Below are 22803 nucleotides of genomic sequence, written 5' to 3'. Positions count from 1 at the left end.
CAGGTTGCTTTTCAAACAAACCCGTGAACAAAATTCAAGAAAAGGACAATTCACCGAAAAGCTAGTTACCAAAATTGTACCGGAGGGTAAAGCCGGCATTGATCGTGGTCTGGGGAAATGCCGTGGAAACCGCAAATTCCGAGAAGGAATGATCGTAGAAGAAAAGAGCATTCAAACTCTTGCTCAGGGCATAGTCCGCCGTGAATTTTACGGACATCAGCTTTTGTCCGGAAGTGATCTGGTTGTTGTCGATGTCCAAGTTGCGGATGATGGTAATGTTGTCCCGCAACGAAAGGTCGGCCTTGAGGTTAAGGTCCCCTTTCAAACGGGTCTTTTCACCGCCAATGTTGGTGACAAATTTCACATCCTTGAACCGATAGCCCAAACCGAGGGTATATTCCTTTCCGTTGATTTCCGTGAGCAGGTTGTTGTCAAAGCTCAGGGAGAGTGTCCTGTCCGTTCTGACCTCTGCCAAGAAGCTGAAGGAATTCTGCATTTCGAAGTCCATGCGCATCAAAGGGTTGAACTGATCGGTGAGCACCACATTGTTGATCAAGGTCTCGGGGAGCACATCGTTGGTCTCCGGATTGATTGTGGTGTTCTGCCGCTCCAAATTGGTCTGGAACTGATTGATGCTATAGGCCGCACGGTAACCATGGCTCAAAGAGAACCGCTTGAATTTCTTCTTGAACCAACGGTTTTTCATCAAACCGGTGTATTTGATGTTCCAGTTCGGGATCGGGATTTCCCTAAAAGCATCCAGGTTCACCCGGTTCACGTCCTGCCCGGTGTAGGCTGCAAAGAAAGCAGGGAGCAATACCTCCTGCTGGGTCTTCCCATAAAGTTCAGGGAACCCGTCCTCATCAAGGGTGCCTGGATTTTGCCCACGGTCGGCCACCAATCTGTTGGCGATGGTGATCCTGTTCTGTTTGAACTGTTCAAAAGTCTCGGAATCGAACTGATCGCTCTTGTTGAAAATGGTCCCGATCATGACGGTGGAGATACTGAAATTCCCCATTTCGTTGACCAATCCATCCTCAAAATTGATCCATCGCTCAGGACTGTAGTTTTCCTGTGAGTTACTCGTAAACTGTCTGTCCGCGGTCAAATCGATGGTCAGGTCCTGCGTCGGTTGTGCGGTAGCGGTAAGGTTCAACTGTTTGTTGGCACTCCTTATAAATTGTGAGTTGTATTCCGGATAGGTGGTCAACCAGCCGTTTCGGGCCGCTTCGTAGCGCACATCTGACTGACTCCCGAACACAAAACCAAAGGTCGGGCGCGTGGTGCCTATGAAACCTACGGATTGGGTATAACCTGGAAGCACTGTTCCCCTGTTCTCACTATAGTTGACATTGATACGCTTGACCATCGTCACGATGTCCACCAAGGTATTGAAGCCTTTACTTGTCTTTTTCGGCGCATTCTCTTCTGCACCACTCACCGGGTTGCCGGCTTTGTCCCTTCGTACAGGGGGCTGGTTGGCCAGTACCTTGCCGCCTTTTTTCTTCAACCCCAAAAAGTCGTAGAACCGTTGCATGCTCAAATTGGCCGTGAGGTTATGGGTGCTGGCGTTCTGAACAATATTGATATTCTCTCCGGCCACTTCAATCAATGCATCCCCACCACGTTGCCAATCAAAATTGCTGGTGTAGGTATATTGCGCGTTGATGAAATTGAGGAACGGAAACTTACTGAAGGGCAGTTCGTAGTTCAATTGCATCTGCTGGGCATGCCTGTTGGGCTCCCCAATGTCAAAGAATCCATCCCAGAGGCCAAGCGTTTGGTCTATGCCCGAATCGGGGTCTTCATCCACATTGAAATAATTACGGACAATATTGTTGTTGGAGGCCGTCAAGTTCAACCGAAGGGATTTGGTGATGCTATAATTGAGGGCATACTGCCAGTTGAACATATAATTACGTTGCTGCAAAAGGGGAAGCTCCAACGCCTCCACCCCTGGCTCCAATACATCCCTGAAGCGTTGTTGGTTGAACGCCCTGTTGTAGTTGGCATTCACGGAAAGACTGGTGGGCAGCACATTCAAGTTCAAATCCTTCAACCACTGCCAGTACTTGCTCATGAAAAGGGAATCCTTTTTGGCAAAAGGCGCAACAGGAGCTGGCTTAAAGTTGTGATTGTACACAAATCCGGTGGTCACATTCTGATCTTGAAGATCGGCCACTTCAAAATCCCTGTGACTGGTCTCGTTGTAGGAATAATTAAAGGTAAAGTTCTCGATATCGAAGAAATTCTCCTCGGCCTCTTCCCCTCTGTTCTTCCTAACGCCAATAAGGTTGATGCTGGTCCGCTTGGTATAGTCCTCCGCCTGTTTTTTGATGGTCTCTGCATCCTCGGCCGAGGTGGCCGCGGCAATACGGTCGTCCAGTTTCAAATCGTCGTACACGGGATCGAACTCGGGCGTGATGAGCGTTTCCGAAATCCCATAGTTGAACGGCAACTGTATGTTCCACTTTTTGGGAAGCAGTTGCCCCACGTTCACATTGGTGACCACATCATAAGAGATGGCATCTTCCCTGGAGCGCTCGTTCGGCATTTGGTCAATGGAACCAAATCCGGACGTACTCTTGCTCCCCGTAGCGGAAACATTGGCAAAATCGGCCATATTGGCGTCCATCGCCACAATGGCTGCCCAACCTCCATTATTATCAAGGCCGGCCAATCGAAGTTCGTTGAACCAGACTTCGCCACGCGCAGGGACATCATCCGTGTTCTTGATACCGACCATCATCCCCCGGATGCTTCCCAAAGAGGGGTTACCCCGTATCCCGATACGCACCACACCCAATGTCCTGGGTGCAAACTCTTCCACGGGAACGGCCTCCCCGTCCACAATCTCATAATAATTGATATCGTTCAGGGTCTGCTCGGCAATCCCTTTGGATTTTACTTTGTTCAGATCGCCCAGAGCGATGTCCAGTTCGTTCACAGAGGGCCAAATCTCTTCGGCACTAGTAGATCCGTGTGGCGTGAACTGGAGTGGCAGCTCTATTTGATAGAAGTTTTCCGAGAAATCGGTCCCTATCCGAAGGAAACCGACCAAGGGTGTGTCACTATCGGAGTAGTCCCCGTTCATTACCTTTTCAGCGTGCATGAACATCTTGATGCGTTGGTATTGGCGCACATCGATGTTCACATTTTTGAACACACCACGCGAATCCTCGGATTCCAAGTTTTCCACCACTATTGACAGTGATTGCTCATTTTGCCGGATGATGGTGTTGTTGTTGTTCAACTGCTCCCTCACCACTCCCGGTGGCAATTCGTAAGGGATGGGCTGTCTTCCATAGTTTTCTTCCCTGTTCACCGTGTTCACATCGACCAAGGTACCATCGTCCGTAGGGTCATTGTCCACATCGGGCTGTAAGGAATTGGTATAGGTCCTCCAATCGCCGCGTACCAAATCCAAGGTAGCAAAACGCAGTACCACATCATCCGAGAAACCGGTGAGGTACATCCGCATGAAACTGATGGACCTAAAATCAGTGATTCCCCCCACGGCATCGGTAAAATCACTCAAGGGAATCTTGTACTGTATCCACCTTCTGTTCAGCTGGGCCCCATTGGGGAGACCAGGAGTGACCCCCTCCCGGATATCCGTTACATATTTATCATCGATTGTGGTATTGGGCCCTATCGGAATCCTATATTCATAATAACTGTTCACCGTGTTCATGGTAAGGTCCCTATCGATATCCTCCACATCGGGCAAGGTGGTGGAACCCCTATTGGTATTGGTCACGGCCACGGGGGAGTTCCCCTGGGTATTGTTGAAATCCAGGTATCTCTCCAAAATGCTTCCCTCACGGTTCAGGTAATATTGATAGTTGTCCAATGCAGGGTCTTCGGCCGGACCATTATAAATGGTGGCTTCGGAAGCGTCATCCAGACCATCGAGCCCTACATCCTGAAGGGTCCTGTTCGTCTCGTCCGCATCAAAGGCATAGACCAAGGACTGCGTGGAAGGCACCTGCCCCCATGGGGTTTCCCTGGGAATTTCGCTATTGGTGCTCGCCGGCAATCCATTTTCGTATTGTTTGCGACCGTCCCGCAATATATCCTCGGAAATGTTGCCCAGGTTCAACACCAATTCCCCGACATTCGCATCGGTAGTCTCGCCGTCCACATAAGGATCGAGCACCCAAAACTGTACAAACTCCACATTGGACTGCTCAAAGTTGGTGCTGCTCAATGGGCGCATGATCCCTGCCCATTTGTTGGCCGGTGTCTCCGTTTCAAAACTGGGATTGGCATTGTAGGGCCCTTTCTGATTGGGGTAATATACAATGTCCAAGGTACTCTGCACCTGTGTCTGCCCTTGGGCAATATCCGTCTCGGTAAACACCTCGTCTATGAACACCCTTCGTGTAGAGTTCAGGGATATGTCATTATCGGACAATCCGGATGGGCGTTGATTGGTATAAAAAATAGGGTCGATGGTGTACCAAGCCATTTTGGCCCGCTCATGACCCACCTCCACTCCGGTGCGGTCCTGTAAAAATTCCACTGGCGGACTGGCCAAGGTCCACCCCAAAGAAGAGCGGATATCGATCAAGGCCTGCGCTCCTTCAAAGTCGTCAATATAGGTAGTGGTCTCTCCCTGAAAATCAGCATTCTTGGGTGAATTGGGCTTTAAAAAGGCCACCTCTCCACGCAAGGACATATTGGAAGGCACATCGGTGTCAATATTGGGCAACTTGTTCGCCAATCGGGTCAAAAATGGCAACTCCGTACTGAAGTTTCCGTTCAATCCGAAAATGGTATTGTTGACGGGCTCCACCCCGTAGTTGGATTTTTGGGTAAGAGGTCGCTCGTTCAAGTTGAGCATGGTTCCTCCCAAAACAAAGTTTTCATTGAATCTGTGTTCCACATTGACCCCTGCAAACCTTCGGGTCTGCTGGCCAAAAACGGCATTGTTCTCCACGGAAATATTGATGGGCGTATCGGATGCCGCCAAACTGGGATCCAGGATCTGTACGGTTCCTGCCTGATAGTTCACGGTGTAGTCTATGCCTTCCTGAAGCTGGCGTCCCCCCGCGGTGACACGCACGGAACCCCTCGGCACATTGAAAGCCCCGATCGGGATACCATTGTTGCCTTGGGACTTGTACCTTCCCTTCAACTGGAAACGGTTCTTTTCCGCATCCTGGAGCGAAGCGGCCTTGGTCTTGGCATACATGTTCCTGAACACGTAACGCCTTTGGTTGGCATTGTAGCCTTGGTCGTTATTGACATCATAGACCCCACCGCCCAACTGGTTGAACAGGTATTCCCCAAAGGGTTCCACTTTGGTGAAGATGATCCGGCCGGACTGCGAATCCACCGTTATCCCTTCAAGATAGTCAAAAAAGCCATCGCCGCCAGGCTGTACATCGTTGTACACGTTCAATCGGTCCAGGTTGAAGACCCTTAACAATATTTGGTCCTCAAGCCCATCGGGCCAACCCGCGTTCGGGTCCACTGGGGTGATGTAGTTCCGTGGTGTAGGATCGGAGTATAGGATGTTCAGTTTAAAATCTTCCTGACTCAACTGGTAGGCCCCCGTGGAATAAATGTTTTTCATCATCAAATCCCAAATGGGGTCTTCCACATTGGTGATGTTGCTCTTGAGCAATTTTAAGATCAAGGTATTGTTCTCGATGATGGGGTTGATACCTCCCGATACCGTTGTGGCATCGACCCCTCCGTTGGCAAACTCCCCAACCTGATATACCTGCCCATTTATAGTGTATTGGAAAGCGACCCCAAGCACCTCATCGTTGCTCAAGCTCTGGCTCAATGAGATGTAGCCCAACTGAGAGTTGAATTGATAGTCCCTGCCCTGTTCCAGTTTCCGGGCATTTTCTAAAATGGCATAGTCAAAACCCTGGTTCACTTGATATCCGGGAACATTGAATCCCGATTCCACAGTGGCTATGTCCCGAATGGATTGGGTCAATGCTCCTCCGTTTCCGATCAACTTGGGATCGTAGTCGTTGGCGGCATTCTGGGGCAACACATCCGTACCCGTGATATTGAAAAACCCTGCAGGATTACCATTGGCAATCCCAATCCTAGTCTTTTCGCGTCCATTTCTTCCCAATTCGGATTCTCCCAAATCTTGAATGGCCACCACGTTCCTCACATTTTGCGTCTGTTGGTTCCGGTTCGTCACCCAGACCTCCAAACGGGTAATCTGTACTTGGCTCTGTATGAACGGATAGTTCTGGAGGGCACGGTCATAATTGTCCCTAAAATAATGGGCCAAGAAAAAGTGGCGGTCCTCATCGTAATCCAAAGCGGTCAGGGAGAACTCGTTCACTGTTCCCCCGCCTTGGGCCACGACGGTATTGTTCTGCGATCGTTGTTCGGAAAAAACGGCGGTCACCGTAGTCTTTCCAAACTGCAATTGCGTCTTGACCCCGAACAGACTCTGTGCCCCAGTGATGAGTGAACTGTTCAGGGGCATGTTGACGTTACCTATTTCAATTTTGCGAAGAATGTCATCTTCGGTAGGCGTATAGTCCAGTTTGACGAGGTTCTGGAAATCAAACGTGGCCTCGGTATCATAATTGGCGGTCACTTGGAGTCGCTCCCCAACTTTTCCCAATAAGCTCAGACTGATGCGCTGGTCAAAATCGAAAGAAAGGTTGGTCCGGTTTCTGGGCGAAAGGGCCGGATTGTCATTTTTCTGCCACAGTACCCCAAGATCCATGGCCACGGAACCCTGTGGAATCACTTCAATGGTGTTCCCCCCAAAGATGGACTCAAAGAAACTGTTGTTCACATAAAAATTGGGCAAAAGGTTTTTTCTGGCTTCCTCGCTGCCCTCCTTTCTCCCGGTGAAAGCATCAATTTTTTGCTTGAAATAGGACCTCATCTGCTCCTTTCGGACCAGTTCGTAGTATTGTTCCGGAGTAAGGATGATGGGATGGTTGATATTGAAGTCCCCGACACTTTCGGTATAGATGTACCGATCGGTCTTGGGATCATAGGTATATTTTGCGATGATGCTGTCGGGATTCTCCAAAATGAGGCGGCCAAGCTCAACTCCCGATGGTACGGTATCCTGAGCCTGTTCGTTGGTCTCCTGTCCGAAAATAGCGGTCATGGACAGGAAACAAATAACAAAGAAGAAGTACTTAAAGCTTGTTGGTTTAAGTATTGGTTTTGCCCCTTTTTTCAAACTAGTTACAAATTTTTCAGCGCCTGTTTAATAATGTTCTCAACGCTTAGCGAAGTGTCTTGGGACAACACCTTCTCGACCACCTTTTCAGATTGTCGTCTGGCGAAACCAAGAACCTCTAATGCAGATAACGCTTCTTCTTTATTTGTATTGTTTGATTCTGTTGAAACTTCACCCATGTCATGGACTTTCAAAATCTTGTCCTTGAGGTCCAAAATGACACGTTGGGCCGTCTTGGCCCCAATCCCTTTCACAGCCTGTATGGAAGCCACATCGCCACTGGCAATGGCATCCCTCACATCCGCCGGGGAAAGGGAGGACAACATGGTCCTTGCCGTGCTAGATCCCACCCCTGAGACCGAGATCAACAAACGGAAGACCTCGCGCTCCGATCTTTCCACAAACCCGAAAAGGGTATGGGAATCTTCCTTGACCAATAAATGGGTATAGATATGGATGTTCTCATCGTCTTTCAGCAACGAAAAAGTGTGCAGCGAAATGTTCAGGAAATAGCCCACGCCATGACACTCCACGACCACATAGGTGGGGCTTTTCTCTACCAGTCTTCCTCTTAAATGATCGATCATAGTTTACGCATTGGATGGTTTGGTCTTGGGCTGGAACCCTATTCCGCTTCCATTCTTGCTTTTTTCCTTTTTTCCCGTTCTTGGGCATCGATGACCGCAACGGCGGCCATGTTCACCATTTCATCCACACTGGCACCCAATTGCAGGATATGTACCGCCTTGGGCAATCCCAACATGATAGGACCGATGGAATCCGCTTCGTTCAGTCCCTTGAGCAGTTTATAGGTGATGTTGGCCGATTCCAGATTCGGGAAAATCAGCGTGTTCACCTTTTTGCCGGATATTTTTGAAAACGGGAAGTTGTTGTTGCACAGCTCTTGGCTCAGGGCAAAATCGGTCTGGATCTCCCCATCCACAATCAAGTCGGGATTTGTTTCGTGCAATATCCGAACCGCTTCCTTCACTTTTTGGGCATGTGGATGACTGGACGAGCCAAAATTGGCATAGGAAAGCATGGCCATCACAGGGTTGAAACCAAAGGTTTTCGCCACGTTGGCGGTCATTTGTGCGATTTCTGCCAAATCCTCGGCAGTTGGATCGATATTGATGGATGTATCCGCTAAGAAAAGAGGCCCTCTTTCAGTGATCATAATGTTGACCGTAGAGGCATTTTTTACCCCTTTGGCCCTTCCCAGCACCTCGAATACGGGACGGAGCACCCTTGGGTAAGATCTTGAATATCCCGAGATCATTCCATCGGCATCGCCCTCTTTGATCATCATGGCGCCAAAATAGTTGCGTTTGCCCATGTTCACCCGGGCACTGTATTTGGTCTCTCCCTTTCGTTTCCTGGATTCCCAGAGTTTCAACGCATATTTTGTCCTCAATTCCTTGGATTCATCGGCCCTTGGGTCGATGATGGGCACCTTGGCATCAAAATCGAGTTCTTTCTTAAGGTTCTCTATGGTCTCCCTGTGCCCCAAAAGAATGGGGGTCGCAATGCCCTCTTCGTGTACGATCTGTGCCGCTTTCAACACATCCAGCAATTCCGCCTCGGCAAAAACAATGCGCTTGGGATTTTGCTTGGCCCTATTGTGCATCAATCGGACCACTTTATTGTCGTTGCCCGACCTTTGGTACAGCTCTTCTTCATACACGTCCCAATCCTGAATAGGGTATTTGGCCACACCGCTTTCCATGGCGGCCCTTGCCACTGCAGGCGGGATTTTGGTGATCAATCTGGGGTCGAAAGGTTTTGGAATGATGTAGTCCCTTCCAAAAGCCAATCGTGTGGTATCATAGGCGATGTTCACCTGTTCCGGCACGGATTCCCGGGTCAAATCGGCCAAGGCACGCACAGCGGCCATTTTCATCTCTTCATTGATCTTGGTGGCCCGAACATCCAACGCTCCCCTAAAAATAAAGGGGAACCCCAGTACATTGTTCACCTGGTTGGGATGATCCGAACGTCCTGTCGCCATAATGATGTCCTTTCGGGTCTTGCAGGCGAGGTTGTACTCGATTTCAGGATCAGGATTGGCCATCGCAAAAACAATGGGGTCCTTCGCCATGGACTTGAGCATCTTTGGGGAGACGATATTGGCTATGGAAAGTCCGATGAACACATCGGAATCCACCATCGCTTCTTCAAGCGTGTCTATTTTGCGATCTGTGGCAAACTCTGCCTTTTCCGAAGAAAGGTTTTCCCTATCGCTTCGAATGACCCCTTTGCTGTCCAACATCACGATGTTCTCGCCTCTTGCGCCGAAGGCTTTGTACAGACGGGTACAGGAAACGGCCGCAGCGCCTGCGCCACTGACCACGATTTTCACTTCCTCTATTTTCTTGTTGGCGATTTCCAAGGCATTGAGCAGGGCAGCTGCCGAAATGATGGCGGTGCCGTGCTGGTCGTCGTGCATGACCGGAATGTCGAGTTCTTCCTTCAGGCGTCTTTCTATCTCGAAGGCTTCGGGAGCCTTGATATCTTCCAAGTTGATGCCCCCAAAAGTGGGCGCTATGATCTTTACGGTCTCTATGAACTTGTCCACATCGGTGGTATCCAGTTCCACATCAATGCCGTCGATATCGGCAAAAATCTTGAACAGAAGACTTTTTCCTTCCATGACGGGCTTTGACGCCTCAGGGCCAATATTGCCCAATCCAAGAACGGCCGTTCCATTGGATATCACGGCCACAATATTCCCCTTGGCGGTATATTTATAGACATCGTCCTTGTTCTTTGCGATTTCCAAACAAGGTTCCGCCACTCCGGGGGAGTAGGCCAATGCCAAATCTCTTTGGGTGGAATACGGTTTGGTCGGTACTATCTTTATCTTTCCCGGTTGGGGCTTTGCGTGATAAAGTAACGCTTCCCTTCTTTGCTTTTCCTTACTCATATGGTAGCTAATGAAAGGGTAAAGGTAGGGCATTCCATGGTTTTTAGGTAATACCATAAACACCTATTTTGATATAAAATCAAACCTTAAACCACAAAAATGATTTTAATCATCTAACTATATCTCCGGGATTTCCACATCCAATTCAGTATCCCTCTTGCTTTTGGGAAGGGTGAGCCGCATCGCCAAAATCGCCGCAATCACAAAGCAGGCCCCAGCAAATAGGATGGCGTTCACGGAATTTGCCCCCAAGAGGTTCTTGAAGATCGGACCAAAGGAAATGGTCTGTATGAACATGGGGATCACGATCATCATATTTAAAATTCCCATATATACCCCTCGCCGTTGTTGGGGCACAATTTTGGAGACCATGCTGTAGGGAATCCCCATCATGGCGGCCCAACCTATTCCAAACAAGACCATGGGATACAACACATAGATAGGGTCTGAAATTTGTGGAATGGCGAAAAGTGCAACGGCTGTGCCCAACAAACTGAGCGCATAGACTTTTTTTCCACCAAACCGTACCGTCAACGGCACCAAAATCAAGGCAACCACTGCGGTCACAATATTATAGGTGGTGCTCATCTTTGCCGCCTGTGCTGCCGCTTCAGATGTATCATAGCCCAAAGTGGTCCTGAACAATGGGGTTATGAATTGCCAATAAACGAACAGGGCATACCATTGGAAGAGATATACTCCCGAAAGTTTCCACATGAACTTGGGCATTTCCTTTACCGCGTGGGCAATCTCCACAAAGGGCATTTTAAATCGTTCTGAAAAAGACAAGGCCTTATGCCTATTGATCTCTTTGAGTTCCTCCTCACTCGGAGGAATCTCAGGAGTTTTCAACACCGACCACAGAATGGTGGCAATGGACAGGAAAGATCCGATGAAAAAGGAATAGTACAACCATTTGGGCACAGTTCCTTCGAGTTCCTGACCTCCCCCGAACCAATCCTGAAATAAAAAAATAGAGGCATTTGCCAAAAGGATTCCGGCACCCACAAACAAGCTCTGCATCTGATAGCCAATGCTCAATTGTTCGTCAGGGAGCTTATCGCCCACAAAAGCACGATAGGGTTCCATGGCCATATTGTTGCCCACATCCAGAATCCACAATAACCCCACGGCGAACCATAAGGCCGGGCTCAAGGGAAAAGCGAAGAGGCAGATACTGCCCATCAAGGCCCCAATCAAGAAGAAAGGTTTCCTCCTTCCCCATCTCGGCGACCAGGTCTTGTCCGATATGGCGCCGATCAGGGGCTGTACGATCAAACCCGTGACAGGGCCCGCTATGTTCAATATGGGAAGGAGTTCTTCCTTTGCCCCCAAAAAGAGAAAAATAGGATTGATGGCACTCTGCTGGAGGCCAAAACTATATTGGATTCCAAGGAAGCCAACATTCATATTGAAAATCTGCCAAAAACTCAGTTTGGGTTTTGTAATCTTGATCATAGTCGGAGTTCAGTTAGTTTTGTGGTGTGGTTTTGAGCAAATATCAATTCCTCAAAAAAAACACCATCAATATAGCATTTTTTCCATCCAAACTGCCAAACAAAGTTTTTTTGGTAATAACCTTTGGTAATTTTTAATCTTTAAGGAAATCAATGTTGCGCTTCAGACCTGAAAATTTGGTCCGTTTCACCGCTGATTTTTGGAACACCTTTTTGAAAACGTCCTCGGTGATCTCCTCCCAATCCTTTTTGGTGAAGGACAATAATTCTGGATTGGGATTGAACAAAGGTTCCCGATGCGGTTTGGAAAATCGGTTCCAAGGGCACACATCCTGACAGACATCGCACCCGAACATCCATTCATCAAACTTTCCCTGGAACTCCCCAGGAATTTCATTTTTCAGCTCGATGGTGAAATAGGAAATGCACTTGCTCCCATCCACCACATAGGGTTCCACGATGGCCTGGGTGGGACAAGCATCGATACAGGCGGTGCAGGTACCGCAATGATCGGTGACCGGCGTGTCGTATTCCAACTCCAAGTCCACAATCAATTCGGCAATAAAATAAAAGGAACCTACTTGCTGGGTCAACAGGTTGCTATGCTTCCCAATCCAGCCTAAGCCACTCCGGGCTGCCCAAGCCTTGTCCAAAACCGGGGCGGAATCCACAAAAGCCCTACCATGTACTTCCCCAATTTCTTCCTGGATGAAGTGCAACAGACTTTTGAGCTTGTCCTTTATCACAAAGTGATAATCCGTTCCGTAGGCATACTTGGAAATCTTATAGGAATCTGGGTTTTGCTGTTCGGACGGGAAGTAATTCAACAACAGGGAAATGACCGATTTGGAACCTTCCACCAATTTTGTGGGGTCGAGACGCTTGTCAAAATGGTTTTCCATGTACTGCATCTCCCCATGCCTATTCTGGTTGAGCCATTTTTCCAAACGAGGGGCCTCCTCTTCCAAAAAACCTGCTTTGGAAACACCGCAAGACAAAAAACCGAGGCGCTTGGCTTCGGCTTTAATAAGGGACGTGCGTTGGGAAATGGACTGCATCCTTAAAAATACAACCGATTAGCTGTTTTCCAAAACATATCGCACAAACGCACGGCAGTCGTACACTGGAATCTCAGAAAAGTAGAAATCTGTCACATCTTCGGTCACAATGATCTCGCAACCCGAAAGTAAAGCCGAATAGTACTCCAGACCATCTTCGAAATCATCAATGGCAGGGTTAGCCACCGTTTTTCTGACAACCGAAACATCAGCCGTTGCAATTTGCAGTTTATGGGAAAGAATGGAGATTTTTTCAGCGGCCTTCTGTGTACCGCTCTTTTTTTCGGCAAAATAAAATGCTATGGCCAAGCAAATAGGCGAAGTGAACACTTTATATTTTGAAGAATCGGCCAAACTCAAAATCCGGGCAGCATGGGCATACAACGGGTATTGTCTGTTCAGCACCGCTACCAGCACATTGGCATCTACAAATACCTTCACTTACGGGATTCCATAAATTCGGATTTCAGCTTTTTGCGTGAAGCAGGCTTCACATATTCCGCCTCTCCCTCTGCCACGCTGTTTACCCAATCCGAGATGGGCAATTCATCCAAATTCTGATAGGGCTTTTCAGTGATTTGGGAAAGAATATATTCCGTCAGCCGGGAAAGGCTCATATTGTTCCTTTTGGCATATGCCTTGGCTTTTTCGATAACTTCCTTATCAAATGACAATGTGATTTTGGCATCCATGGCATCCATTTATACGACAAAAATAAATATTTTATACGTAAAAATGGATTGCCTAACTAGTTTTATTTTTTTTGGATTGAAAGACTTGGCTAAAACAATCCTCCTTGAACGCCTCCCTTTATTCGACCTAAATGTTTATAGGCCAATTCTGTGACCTCACGACCTCTTGGGGTCCGCATGATGAACCCCTGTTGGATCAAAAAAGGCTCATAGACTTCTTCGATGGTCTCGGCACTTTCGGAGACCGCCGTGGCCAAGGTCGTGATTCCCACCGGACCACCTTTGAACTTGTCGATGATGGTGGTCAGGATCTTGTTGTCCATCTCATCCAGTCCGTGGTCATCCACATTGAGCGCTTTCAGCCCAAACTGTGAGATTTCCAGGTCGATGTTCCCATTTCCTTTGATCTGGGCAAAATCCCTGACCCTTCGCAAGAGGGCGTTGCAAATCCGGGGGGTGCCCCTGCTCCTTCCTGCAATTTCTATGGCCGCTTCTTGGGTGATGGGCACTTTGAGGATTTCCGCACTTCGTTCCACAATGGTGGAGAGCAGTTCCGTGTTGTAGTATTCCAATCGGCTCTGGATCCCAAACCTTGCCCGCATGGGAGCTGTCAGCAATCCGGAACGCGTGGTGGCCCCTATCAAGGTAAACGGGCTCAGATTGATCTGGACGGTCCTTGCATTCGGCCCGGTCTCGATCATGATATCTATTTTATAATCTTCCATGGCCGAGTAGAGGTATTCCTCCACAATGGGACTAAGCCTGTGGATCTCATCAATGAACAGCACATCCCGTTCGTCGAGGTTGGTGAGCAAACCGGCCAAATCGCCCGGCTTGTCAAGGACAGGTCCCGATGTCACTTTGATGCCCACGCCCAATTCGTTGGCCAAAATATGTGCCAGTGTGGTCTTCCCCAGACCCGGAGGTCCGTGAAAAAGGGTGTGGTCCAATGCTTCTCCCCGCAGGTTGGCGGCCTGTACAAAAACTTTTAGGTTTTCCAATACCTGCGCCTGTCCCGTAAAATCATCGAAAGTGACGGGACGGAGGGCTCTTTCGATATCGAGCTCCTCTTGGGAAAAATTGCTGGCCGTTGGATCTAAGTTTTCGTTCATCGCTCAACAAATATAATTGAAAACCCCATCCGCCTGAAACCATTCTTCCTAAAATGAGTTTTGGTTGCCATCTTCAAAATCTAAGTCTTACCTTAGTTATATTAAAAAGCATTCGATTATATACAATTCCACCTATGGCCAATTCAAATGTCACATCGAGCGCAGTCGAGATGCCTTTGTCTACCTTTCGACTGCGCTCAAGAGGACAAAGACAAAATTATCAAGCCATTGGTACAATTACAGATATATAACCAAAACTACATTGTTCAGCCCCAATAAAAAATACCATGCACGACATTGATTATTCCCAAGGCATCCTCCAATACATCCCTTTCTTCTACGTAATATGGTCCGATGACCTGCTGTCCGCTTCTGAAATTTCAGTGGTGATGAAGACCATCGAACAGGATGAATCATTGCAAGCCAAGGAGAAGGAGCAATTGCTGCTTTGGCTGGATACCGAAAATCCGCCCAGCGACGGGGAAATGAAGAATTGGAAACTCACCATTACAAACTCTGAAGTAAAGCTTATTGAAAGTGAGACCTATCCCCTGACCTCGTTCAGCCAACGATTGACCCAGCAGCACAACGGAAATGGTTTCAATGACCACCTAAAGCACATCGAGATCAATCTGGGGATACAGCCCAACCACTACAACCATTTGTTCGATGTGGAAGTGGTCCATGAGAAAACCTCCGATCAGTATAGCGCAGCCATTCTTGATGATATCCTGAAAGGGCCACACGCCAAAACGGTGGATGGTTTCCGTGATTTTTTGGACCAACCCATATTTCGATGGGAAATTCTCCGTAAGAAAGAGGATTTTAGGGCAAGAACATTGGAACAGGTACAGACCTTGGCTAAAGAAGGCTATGGCGCCATGGCCTATCCTGCCGAATATGGGGGAACGGGAAATATGCCTGCCTATGCCGCCATTTTTGAACATTTGATGTTCGTTGACGGAAGTTTGGCAGTCAAATTTGGGGTGCAGTTTGGCCTATTTGGGGGAAGCATCCAAAAATTGGGCAGTAAGCGGCACCACGACCAGTACCTGACCGATGCAGGCGCCACAACACTGCTTGGCTGTTTTGCTATGACAGAGACGGGGCACGGTTCCAATGTGCGCGGCATCAGGACCACCGCGACCTATGAACCGGCTTCGGATTCCATCGTAATCCAAACCCCTGGAAAGAATGACAATAAGGAATACATAGGGAACGCTCTGCACTCCAAAATGGCCACGGTATTTGCCCAACTGATCGTGGATGGAAAAAATGAGGGCGTGCATGCCATTCTGGTACCGCTACGCAATGAAAAACATGAGGAGCTTGAAGGCATCACCATTGAGGACAATGGTTACAAACTGGGCCTGAACGGAGTGGACAACGGCAAGATATGGTTCAACAATGTAAGGGTACCCCGCGAAAACCTGCTCAACAAATATGGTGAGATACGTGAAGACGGCACTTATTTTTCGTCCATAAAAAACCCCAACAAACGGTTCTTTACCATGTTGGGCACCTTGGTGGGCGGGCGAATCTGTGTGGCCCGTGGCGCTCTTGGCGGGGCAAAGATGGCACTTTCCATTGCCGTGAAATATGCCTTGAACCGAAGACAATTCAATGACAGCGTGAAAATCCAAGAGGACCTGATCATGGACTATCCCACCCATCAGATCCGGTTGACGCCCTCCATTGCCAGTGCCTATGTGTACCACGTGACCTTGGAAGAGATGATGAAACGTTACAGCGATGACTCCCAACCGGACAAACGCAAGATAGAGACGCAGGTGGCCGGGCTGAAATCGATCATCACCTGGTTTGCGAACGATACCATCCAAGAATGTAGGGAGGCCTGTGGTGGCAAAGGGTACCTGCTGGAGAACCGCATTGCTGACCTTAAGGGCGATGTGGACATCTTTACCACTTTTGAAGGCGACAATACCGTTTTGCTCCAATTGGCCGCCAAAGGCGTTCTATCGGATTTTCAGGCGGAGTTCAACAGTGCCGGGTTCACTTCGGTGCTCAAATTGTTACAAAGCCAGCTTTCGGACACGTTGACGGCCATCAACTCCCTATATTCCAACAAAGTAGATGCCGAACACCTGTACAACCCCAAGTTCCACAAGCATGCTTTCAGTTACCGCACCCGAAGGCTGACCTATACATTGGCCATGCGTATCCGGAACTACATCAAAAAAGGAGTGCCTTCGTACCAAGCCTTCCTCAAAGTACAGACCCATTTGTTGGCTTTGGGAAAAGCCTATAGTGTGGAATTGGCCTACGGGGTGTTCCATGATTTTTGCGAAACGGTTTCCGATGCGGAACACAAAGCGTTGTTGAAAAAATTGGGCACGCTGTACGCCCTTAACGAAATCCATTCAAATGGTCGATGGTTTTTGGAGCAGGGCTATATTGGCGGGACCAAGTCCAAGGCGATACGGCAACGTGTGGAACGATTGTCCACCGAACTGCGCCCCCATATCGAGGTATTGGTGGACGGCTTTGGCATTCCAGGCCATTGCCTGACCGCGCCGATTGCCCAATAGCCTATTCCTGGCGTTTGATTAGTTGCGAGGTATCCAAAAAATCGACCATGGTGATCTTTGGATTTCCGAAAAGATATACCTTGGAGTTGCCCTTGGTACTCAACTCTAAATTTCTAAAGGCATAAATGTAGGCCGATGGGTCATTCTCCATGGTCAGTTTCAGGTCGCCCACTTCCATGGTCTCGCCTTTGTAGCGCGAATTTCCCATCAACCGGAGCTGTAGGTTGTCCGAAGTGCCCTCCAAGGTCAGGGACGCATTGCTCTCCAAATCGATCAGCCCCGTCTGCCCTACACTGTACACATAGGCCTCTGCCCTATTTCCCAAAGATATGTTGAGGGAGTCCACATCCACATTGAAATTGCCCCGACTGGTCTCCTCCAGATTGATGTCCATGACCGCTGCCTTTGCCTTGATGTCCAATCGGGTATTGTTGAAACCATCCACGAAGAGTTCATCACTTTCGATCACATCCTGCGTGACCACACTACCGTCTTTTAGGGTAATGGCCCGCAAGTCGGTGTAGTTGACCGTGATATCAAACTGTTTTTTCGCGGTAACATCGTAATAGGAGCTGATGATCAGGGTGCCGTCCTCCACATTGAACTTCAGGATGTCTATCAAGTTGTCGTCGGCTTCAATGTCGTAACCTGGTCCAAAGGATTTTTTCAGCACAATGTCCAGATTGTCGTTCAGCACGATGGCATTGAAAGGAGGCAATTCCTCGTTCACATGGGTCACGATCCTACTTCCTTTTATCTTTGGCTTTCGCTGGGCGGAGGACAGAAGGGGAAACACGATCAAGAAAAGGACTAGTATTTTTTTCACGGTGCTACTTTTAGGACAAATTGTTTTCTAAAGATATTACAATCAAAGCTAAACATTGTATCTCAGACCCTAAGAAACAAAAAACCCATCCAAACAGGACGGGCTTTCTTTATCTTTTGAAATACATCAACACTAGTGGTTGAGTTCTTCTTCGTTTTCCTGAAGCGGTACGTTCTGCGGCACAAAATCCTGTCCGGCAATAATGTACTCTCCATTTTCGTAGGTCTTGCTATAATCATACGCCCAACGATATACGTGTGGGATCTCTCCTGGCCAGTTTCCATGGATGTGCTCCTGTGGAGCGGTCCATTCCAAGGTATTGGATTTCCATGGGTTCATAGATCCCTTCTTGCCGTAGAAAATACTGGAGATAAAGTTGTACACAAACACCAATTGCGCCAATCCTGCAATGATGGCAAACACGGTCATCAATACCTGAACGTTGGTCAACTCATCGAACATCGGGAAAGCCGTGTTCTCATAGTAACGTCTCGGCACTCCGGCCATCCCCACAAAGTGCATAGGGAAGAATACTCCATAGGCACACACTGCCGTAATCCAGAAGTGGACATAACCCAAATTCTTGTTCATCATCCTACCTTGGAACATTTTGGGGAACCAGTGGTACACCCCTGCAAAAAGTCCGTACAAGGCCGAAATACCCATTACCAAGTGGAAGTGGGCCACAACGAAATACGTGTCGTGAACGTTGATGTCCAAGGTACTGTCACCCAAAATGATACCAGTAAGACCTCCTGTGATGAAGGTGGAGACCAAACCGATGGAGAAGAGCATCGCAGGGTTCAACTGCAGATTCCCTTTCCAGAGGGTGGTGATATAGTTGAATGCCTTTACCGCAGATGGTATGGCGATCAAAAGCGTTGTAAATGTAAACACGGAGCCCAAGAACGGGTTCATCCCGGAGATGAACATATGGTGACCCCATACAATCGTTGAAAGGAAGGCAATGGCCAAAATAGAGGCCACCATCGCCCTATAGCCAAAGATGGGTTTCCTGGCATTGGTGGACATTACTTCGGAAGTGATCCCCAATGCGGGCAACAATACGATATATACTTCGGGGTGTCCCAAGAACCAGAACAAGTGTTCGTACAGTACGGGAGATCCGCCTTGGTAGTGCAGCACTTCTCCTTGGATAAAGATATCCGAAAGGAAGAACGATGTACCGAAACTTCTGTCCATGATCAACAGCAAAGCTGCAGAAAGTAGAACAGGGAAAGAAATCACACCGATGATCGCAGTCACGAAAAATGCCCAAATGGTCAATGGCAAACGGGTCATCGACATTCCTTTGGTCCTTAGGTTGATCACCGTTACGATGTAGTTCAATGAACCCAAAAGGGAGGAAGCGATAAAGATGGCCATGGACACCAACCAAAGGGTCATACCTGCACCAGAACCGGGCTGTGCCATCGGCAATGCGCTCAAAGGCGGATAAATGGTCCACCCTGCGGCGGCAGGTCCTGCTTCCACGAACAAGGATGTCACCATGATGACGGATGATAGGAAAAACAACCAGTACGACACCATGTTCAAGAAACCTGAGGCCATATCCCTTGCGCCTATCTGCAACGGAATCAATAAGTTACTAAAGGTACCACTCAGACCGGCGGTCAATACAAAGAAAACCATGATGGTTCCGTGTATGGTGACCAATGCCAAATAGATATCGGCATCCATGACACCATCAGGTGCCCATTTTCCCAGTACAGCCTCAAAAATAGGGAATGACTGTCCTGGCCATGCCAATTGCATCCTAAAGAGCAAAGACATTGCAATACCGACAAACCCCATGATAAGACCCGTGATGAGATATTGCTTGGATATCATCTTATGGTCCTGACTGAAGATATATTTGGTAATAAAAGTCTCCTTATGATGATGTCCGTGATCGTCGTGTCCGTGTTCGTGTCCAGTAGCTGACATAATCTCTTCTAAATTTTGTTATGGTTCTTTTCCTAGCCTTATTTTATTCTGCGGGAGTCATGTTCTCCTTAAAAGTCTTCTGCTCCGCCATCCATTTGTTGAACTCTTCCTCAGTCTCCACCACTATTCGCATTTGCATGTTGTAGTGGGATTTTCCGCATATCTTGTTGCATAGCAATACATAGTCGAATTCCCATGGGTCTGAGTTCGGTATTCCTTCCGCGGCCCGTTCTGCCCTGAGGGCATTGGTCCTTTTCACCTTGTCCACCACATCAGGGTTGCGACGCATTTCTTCAGTGGTCACGGTAGGTGTGAAGGAAAACTGGGTGATCATCCCGGGAACACAGTTCATCTGTGCCCTAAAGTGTGGCATGTAAGCGGAGTGCAGTACATCTTGTGAACGCATCTTGAAGTTCACCTTCCTGCCCACGGGCAAGTGCAGTTCCTTTACGATCACGTCGTCCTCACCATTGGGGTCGGCCTCATCGAGACCCAGCACATTGGCCTTGTTGATATCGATCAAGCGTACGTTTGCATCTCCCAACACATTGTCATCACCGGCATAACGCGCCGTCCAGTTGAACTGCTGGGCATATAGTTCTATGACGATGGGATCGTCATCATCGTTCACATCCATGATATTGGTCCAAGTATAGAGCCCCCAAAGGATCAATCCTGCCAATACGATGACCGGGATGATGGTCCAAATGAACTCCAAACGGTCGTTGTCCGCATAGAAAAGGGCCTTTTTGCCTTCTTGTCCCCTGTACTTATAGCCAAAGTAGTGCAACAGGGCCTGGGTGATGGTCTGTACAAAAAAGATGATGGCAAAGGAAACCCACATCAGTTGGTCATATTCCCCACCATGCTCCGAAGCGGCTTCGGGCAACAACATCTTTGAATATTTTGCAAAACTGAATATGGTTATCCCGTAGATAAAGATCAGGAATGCGAACAAGAGGTAACCGTTGGTATTGTTATCGCTGTCGTTTGCTACCTCGGTGTGCTCTGTCTTGAGTTGCGACAATTGGAAAATCTTGGTCATTTGCCAGATTGCAATTGCCACCAGTACCAAAACAGTGAATGTTAATAATGCAGTCATCGTGTATCTATCTAAGACTTAAATCGTATTAATAATGAAAATGTTTGCTTTCCTCAATGAACGGGTTCCTCTTGGGCTGCAATGGGGCCTTGGTCAACGCCGTGAACACCCAGAACACAAACAAGCCTCCAAAGAACAACAGACCACCGATCTCGGGCAATCCAATGTACCACTGGTCTCCCACCGTAGCTGGCATTACCATATTGAAAACATCCAAATAATGCCCCAATAGCACTATGATCCCTGCCATGACCACAAACCAGTTGACCCTTTTGTAGTCACTGTTCATCAACACCAACAACGGGAACACAAAGTTCATCACCAACATACCGAAGAAAGGCAATTTGTAATCTTGGAACCTTGCCACGTAATAGGTCACCTCTTCAGGAATGTCCGCGTACCAGATCAGCATGAACTGGGCAAACCAAAGATATGTCCAGAAAATACTGATACCGAACATGAACTTGGCCAGATCGTGGACGTGGCTATCGTTCACATTTTCCAAATATCCTCTTGATTTCAAGTAGATGGTCACCAGTGCAATCACGGTAATCCCTGATACGAACATGCTGGCAAACACATACCATCCAAAGAGGGTACTGAACCAGTGTGGATCCAAGCTCATGATCCAATCCCATGACATCATGGATTCGGTCACCAAGTAGAACACCAAGAAACCTGCGGACCATCTGAAATTCTTTACAAAATTGCTATTGTCATCCGACTCATCTTGGGCCAAGGACAGTTTTCTTGAATATTGACGGTAAAAAATCCAACCGCCCAAAAAGATAGCTGCCCTGATCAGGAAGAAAGTCGGGTTCAAATATCCTGCTTTCCCTTGCAACAATTTGTCATGTGCAACGGTCTCTGGGTCCATCCAAACAAACAAGTGGTTCATGTGGAGCACGGAAAGTAGCAAGATCACAAAAACAATGATACCACCAGGAACCAAATAGGCCGTAATACCTTCCATCACCCTGAACAATATGGGCGACCATCCGGCTTGTGCAGCCCTTTGGATGGCATAGAAGGCCAGAACGCCCAAAGCGATCATAAAGAAAAAGAAGGCTGCCACATAGAGTGCAGACCAAGGTCTGTTCTGCAATTGGTGCAACAAATGGGTGTCGTGGGAAGCATCGTGTTCTTCTCCGTGAGCCTCGGCCGCACCGTGCCCCTGCTCTTCCGCATGGCCAGTCGCTTCTTCCGCATGTCCGCCTCCGTGGCCATCACCGTGTGCTGATGCCACCATGGCCTTGGCCTCTTCCACTGTTGATGGTGCCGACACAAATCCGATTCCCAAAAAAAGCAGTCCCACTGCCATGGCAATGAAAGATCCTATTCTAAGTCTGTTTGAAAAGGTGTACATAGTTTACTCTTATCCAATTATTTTGTTAGGTCTTCCTTTAACTTCATCACATATTCGGACACTTGCCACATCTCCTCTTCGTTGGCGAACTGGGATGCGTAGGAGCCCATGGCGTTCAACCCGTAGTAAATGACATGGTACGTGCTGCCCTCGGTAATGTCCCTTCCTGGATCTGCATAGCTGGGAACCCCCAATATCTTTTCACGCTTCACAAGGTTGCCTTGACCATCTCCTTTGTCCCCATGGCAAATGGCACAGTAAATGGTGTACAACTGCATGCCCTTGGCCAAATTTTCCTCTTTTTGCAACGAATCCAACGGGCTAGTGTTCAGCCTGGCGAGTTCCTTGCCTTCTGGGGTATTTTCAAATTCATAGGGCATGTATCCCCTGGAGATGGTCCCTTCAACGGGAAGCATGGCCTCCGTTCCTTCAGGGAACAGACCGTTGTCCACTCCTTGATAGGTTTCATACCCCACAGGTTCGTACATATTTGGCATATATTGATAGTTTGGGCTGTTCTTGTCTGCGCAGGCAGCTACGAACAGTACCAAGACCAAAGCAACACTTATTTTACCTAAATGTTTCATA

14 protein-coding genes are annotated in these 22803 nt (G+C 48.2%); 1 reads left to right on the top strand and 13 read right to left on the bottom strand.

The genetic code is table 11. The features are described 5' to 3' along the window. Positions 1-61: 61 nt before the first annotated feature. The 8 genes from sov to ruvB all read right to left on the bottom strand — a co-directional run bounded on the left by sov (position 62) and on the right by ruvB (position 14425). Positions 62-7183, bottom strand: a complete 7122-nt coding sequence (gene sov, locus SD450_RS07625) for a T9SS outer membrane translocon Sov/SprA (RefSeq protein WP_404828232.1) — start codon at positions 7181-7183, stop codon at positions 62-64. Between the two features lie 5 nt (positions 7184-7188). Beyond that, positions 7189-7770 carry a Holliday junction branch migration protein RuvA gene (gene ruvA / locus SD450_RS07620; protein WP_318343991.1) on the bottom strand — a complete coding sequence of 194 codons (582 nt, stop codon included), beginning with the start codon at positions 7768-7770 and terminating at the stop codon, positions 7189-7191. A gap of 38 nt (positions 7771-7808) precedes the next feature. Next, positions 7809-10106 (bottom strand): NADP-dependent malic enzyme, encoded by a 2298-nt coding sequence (locus SD450_RS07615; RefSeq protein WP_318344161.1) that lies wholly within the window; start codon positions 10104-10106, stop codon positions 7809-7811. A 117-nt stretch (positions 10107-10223) separates the two neighbouring features. Then, positions 10224-11564 carry an MFS transporter gene (locus tag SD450_RS07610; RefSeq protein ID WP_404828231.1) on the bottom strand — a complete coding sequence of 447 codons (1341 nt, stop codon included), beginning with the start codon at positions 11562-11564 and terminating at the stop codon, positions 10224-10226. Positions 11565-11697: 133 nt separating this feature from the next. Continuing rightward, a complete protein-coding gene (queG, locus tag SD450_RS07605; RefSeq protein ID WP_318343990.1) occupies positions 11698-12621 on the bottom strand; it encodes a tRNA epoxyqueuosine(34) reductase QueG in 924 nt (307 codons plus the stop codon). Positions 12622-12639: 18 nt separating this feature from the next. After that, a complete protein-coding gene (locus SD450_RS07600) occupies positions 12640-13062 on the bottom strand; it encodes a PIN domain-containing protein (protein ID WP_318343989.1) in 423 nt (140 codons plus the stop codon). Further along, complete coding sequence (locus SD450_RS07595; RefSeq protein ID WP_318343988.1) at positions 13059-13313, bottom strand: DUF6364 family protein; 255 nt, start codon at positions 13311-13313, stop codon at positions 13059-13061. The genes SD450_RS07600 and SD450_RS07595 overlap by 4 nt, the downstream gene beginning before the upstream one ends. Positions 13314-13402: 89 nt before the next feature. Further along, positions 13403-14425: a Holliday junction branch migration DNA helicase RuvB gene (gene ruvB, locus SD450_RS07590; RefSeq protein ID WP_318343987.1), complete on the bottom strand. Its 1023-nt coding sequence runs from the start codon at positions 14423-14425 to the stop codon at positions 13403-13405. A gap of 287 nt (positions 14426-14712) precedes the next feature. Here ruvB and SD450_RS07585 point away from each other — a divergent pair, with 287 nt between their 5' ends. Next, complete coding sequence (locus SD450_RS07585; protein WP_318343986.1) at positions 14713-16974, top strand: acyl-CoA dehydrogenase family protein; 2262 nt, start codon at positions 14713-14715, stop codon at positions 16972-16974. Between the two features lies 1 nt (position 16975). Here the strand turns inward: SD450_RS07585 and SD450_RS07580 are convergent, their stop codons facing one another. The 5 genes from SD450_RS07580 to SD450_RS07560 all read right to left on the bottom strand — a co-directional run bounded on the left by SD450_RS07580 (position 16976) and on the right by SD450_RS07560 (position 22802). Then, on the bottom strand, positions 16976-17800 hold the full coding sequence (locus SD450_RS07580) for a GIN domain-containing protein (RefSeq protein ID WP_318343985.1): 825 nt from the start codon (positions 17798-17800) through the stop codon (positions 16976-16978). Positions 17801-17932: 132 nt separating this feature from the next. Continuing rightward, the gene (locus SD450_RS07575; protein ID WP_318343984.1) at positions 17933-19747 is read right to left on the bottom strand and encodes a cytochrome c oxidase subunit I; all 1815 of its coding nucleotides are present in this window, start codon (positions 19745-19747) and stop codon (positions 17933-17935) included. Between the two features lie 43 nt (positions 19748-19790). Continuing rightward, positions 19791-20849 carry a cytochrome c oxidase subunit II gene (locus tag SD450_RS07570; RefSeq protein ID WP_318343983.1) on the bottom strand — a complete coding sequence of 353 codons (1059 nt, stop codon included), beginning with the start codon at positions 20847-20849 and terminating at the stop codon, positions 19791-19793. A 28-nt stretch (positions 20850-20877) separates the two neighbouring features. Continuing rightward, positions 20878-22215 carry a quinol:cytochrome C oxidoreductase gene (locus tag SD450_RS07565; RefSeq protein ID WP_318343982.1) on the bottom strand — a complete coding sequence of 446 codons (1338 nt, stop codon included), beginning with the start codon at positions 22213-22215 and terminating at the stop codon, positions 20878-20880. 17 nt (positions 22216-22232) lie between these two features. After that, positions 22233-22802: a c-type cytochrome gene (locus SD450_RS07560; RefSeq protein ID WP_318343981.1), complete on the bottom strand. Its 570-nt coding sequence runs from the start codon at positions 22800-22802 to the stop codon at positions 22233-22235. Position 22803 lies beyond the last annotated feature (1 nt).

The sequence above is a fragment of the Flagellimonas baculiformis genome, from assembly GCF_033441575.1.
In the GTDB taxonomy this organism is placed as follows: domain Bacteria; phylum Bacteroidota; class Bacteroidia; order Flavobacteriales; family Flavobacteriaceae; genus Flagellimonas; species Flagellimonas baculiformis.
The sequence above is the reverse complement of the archived record's forward strand: the minus strand, read 5'-3'. Positions and strand labels throughout refer to the sequence as shown.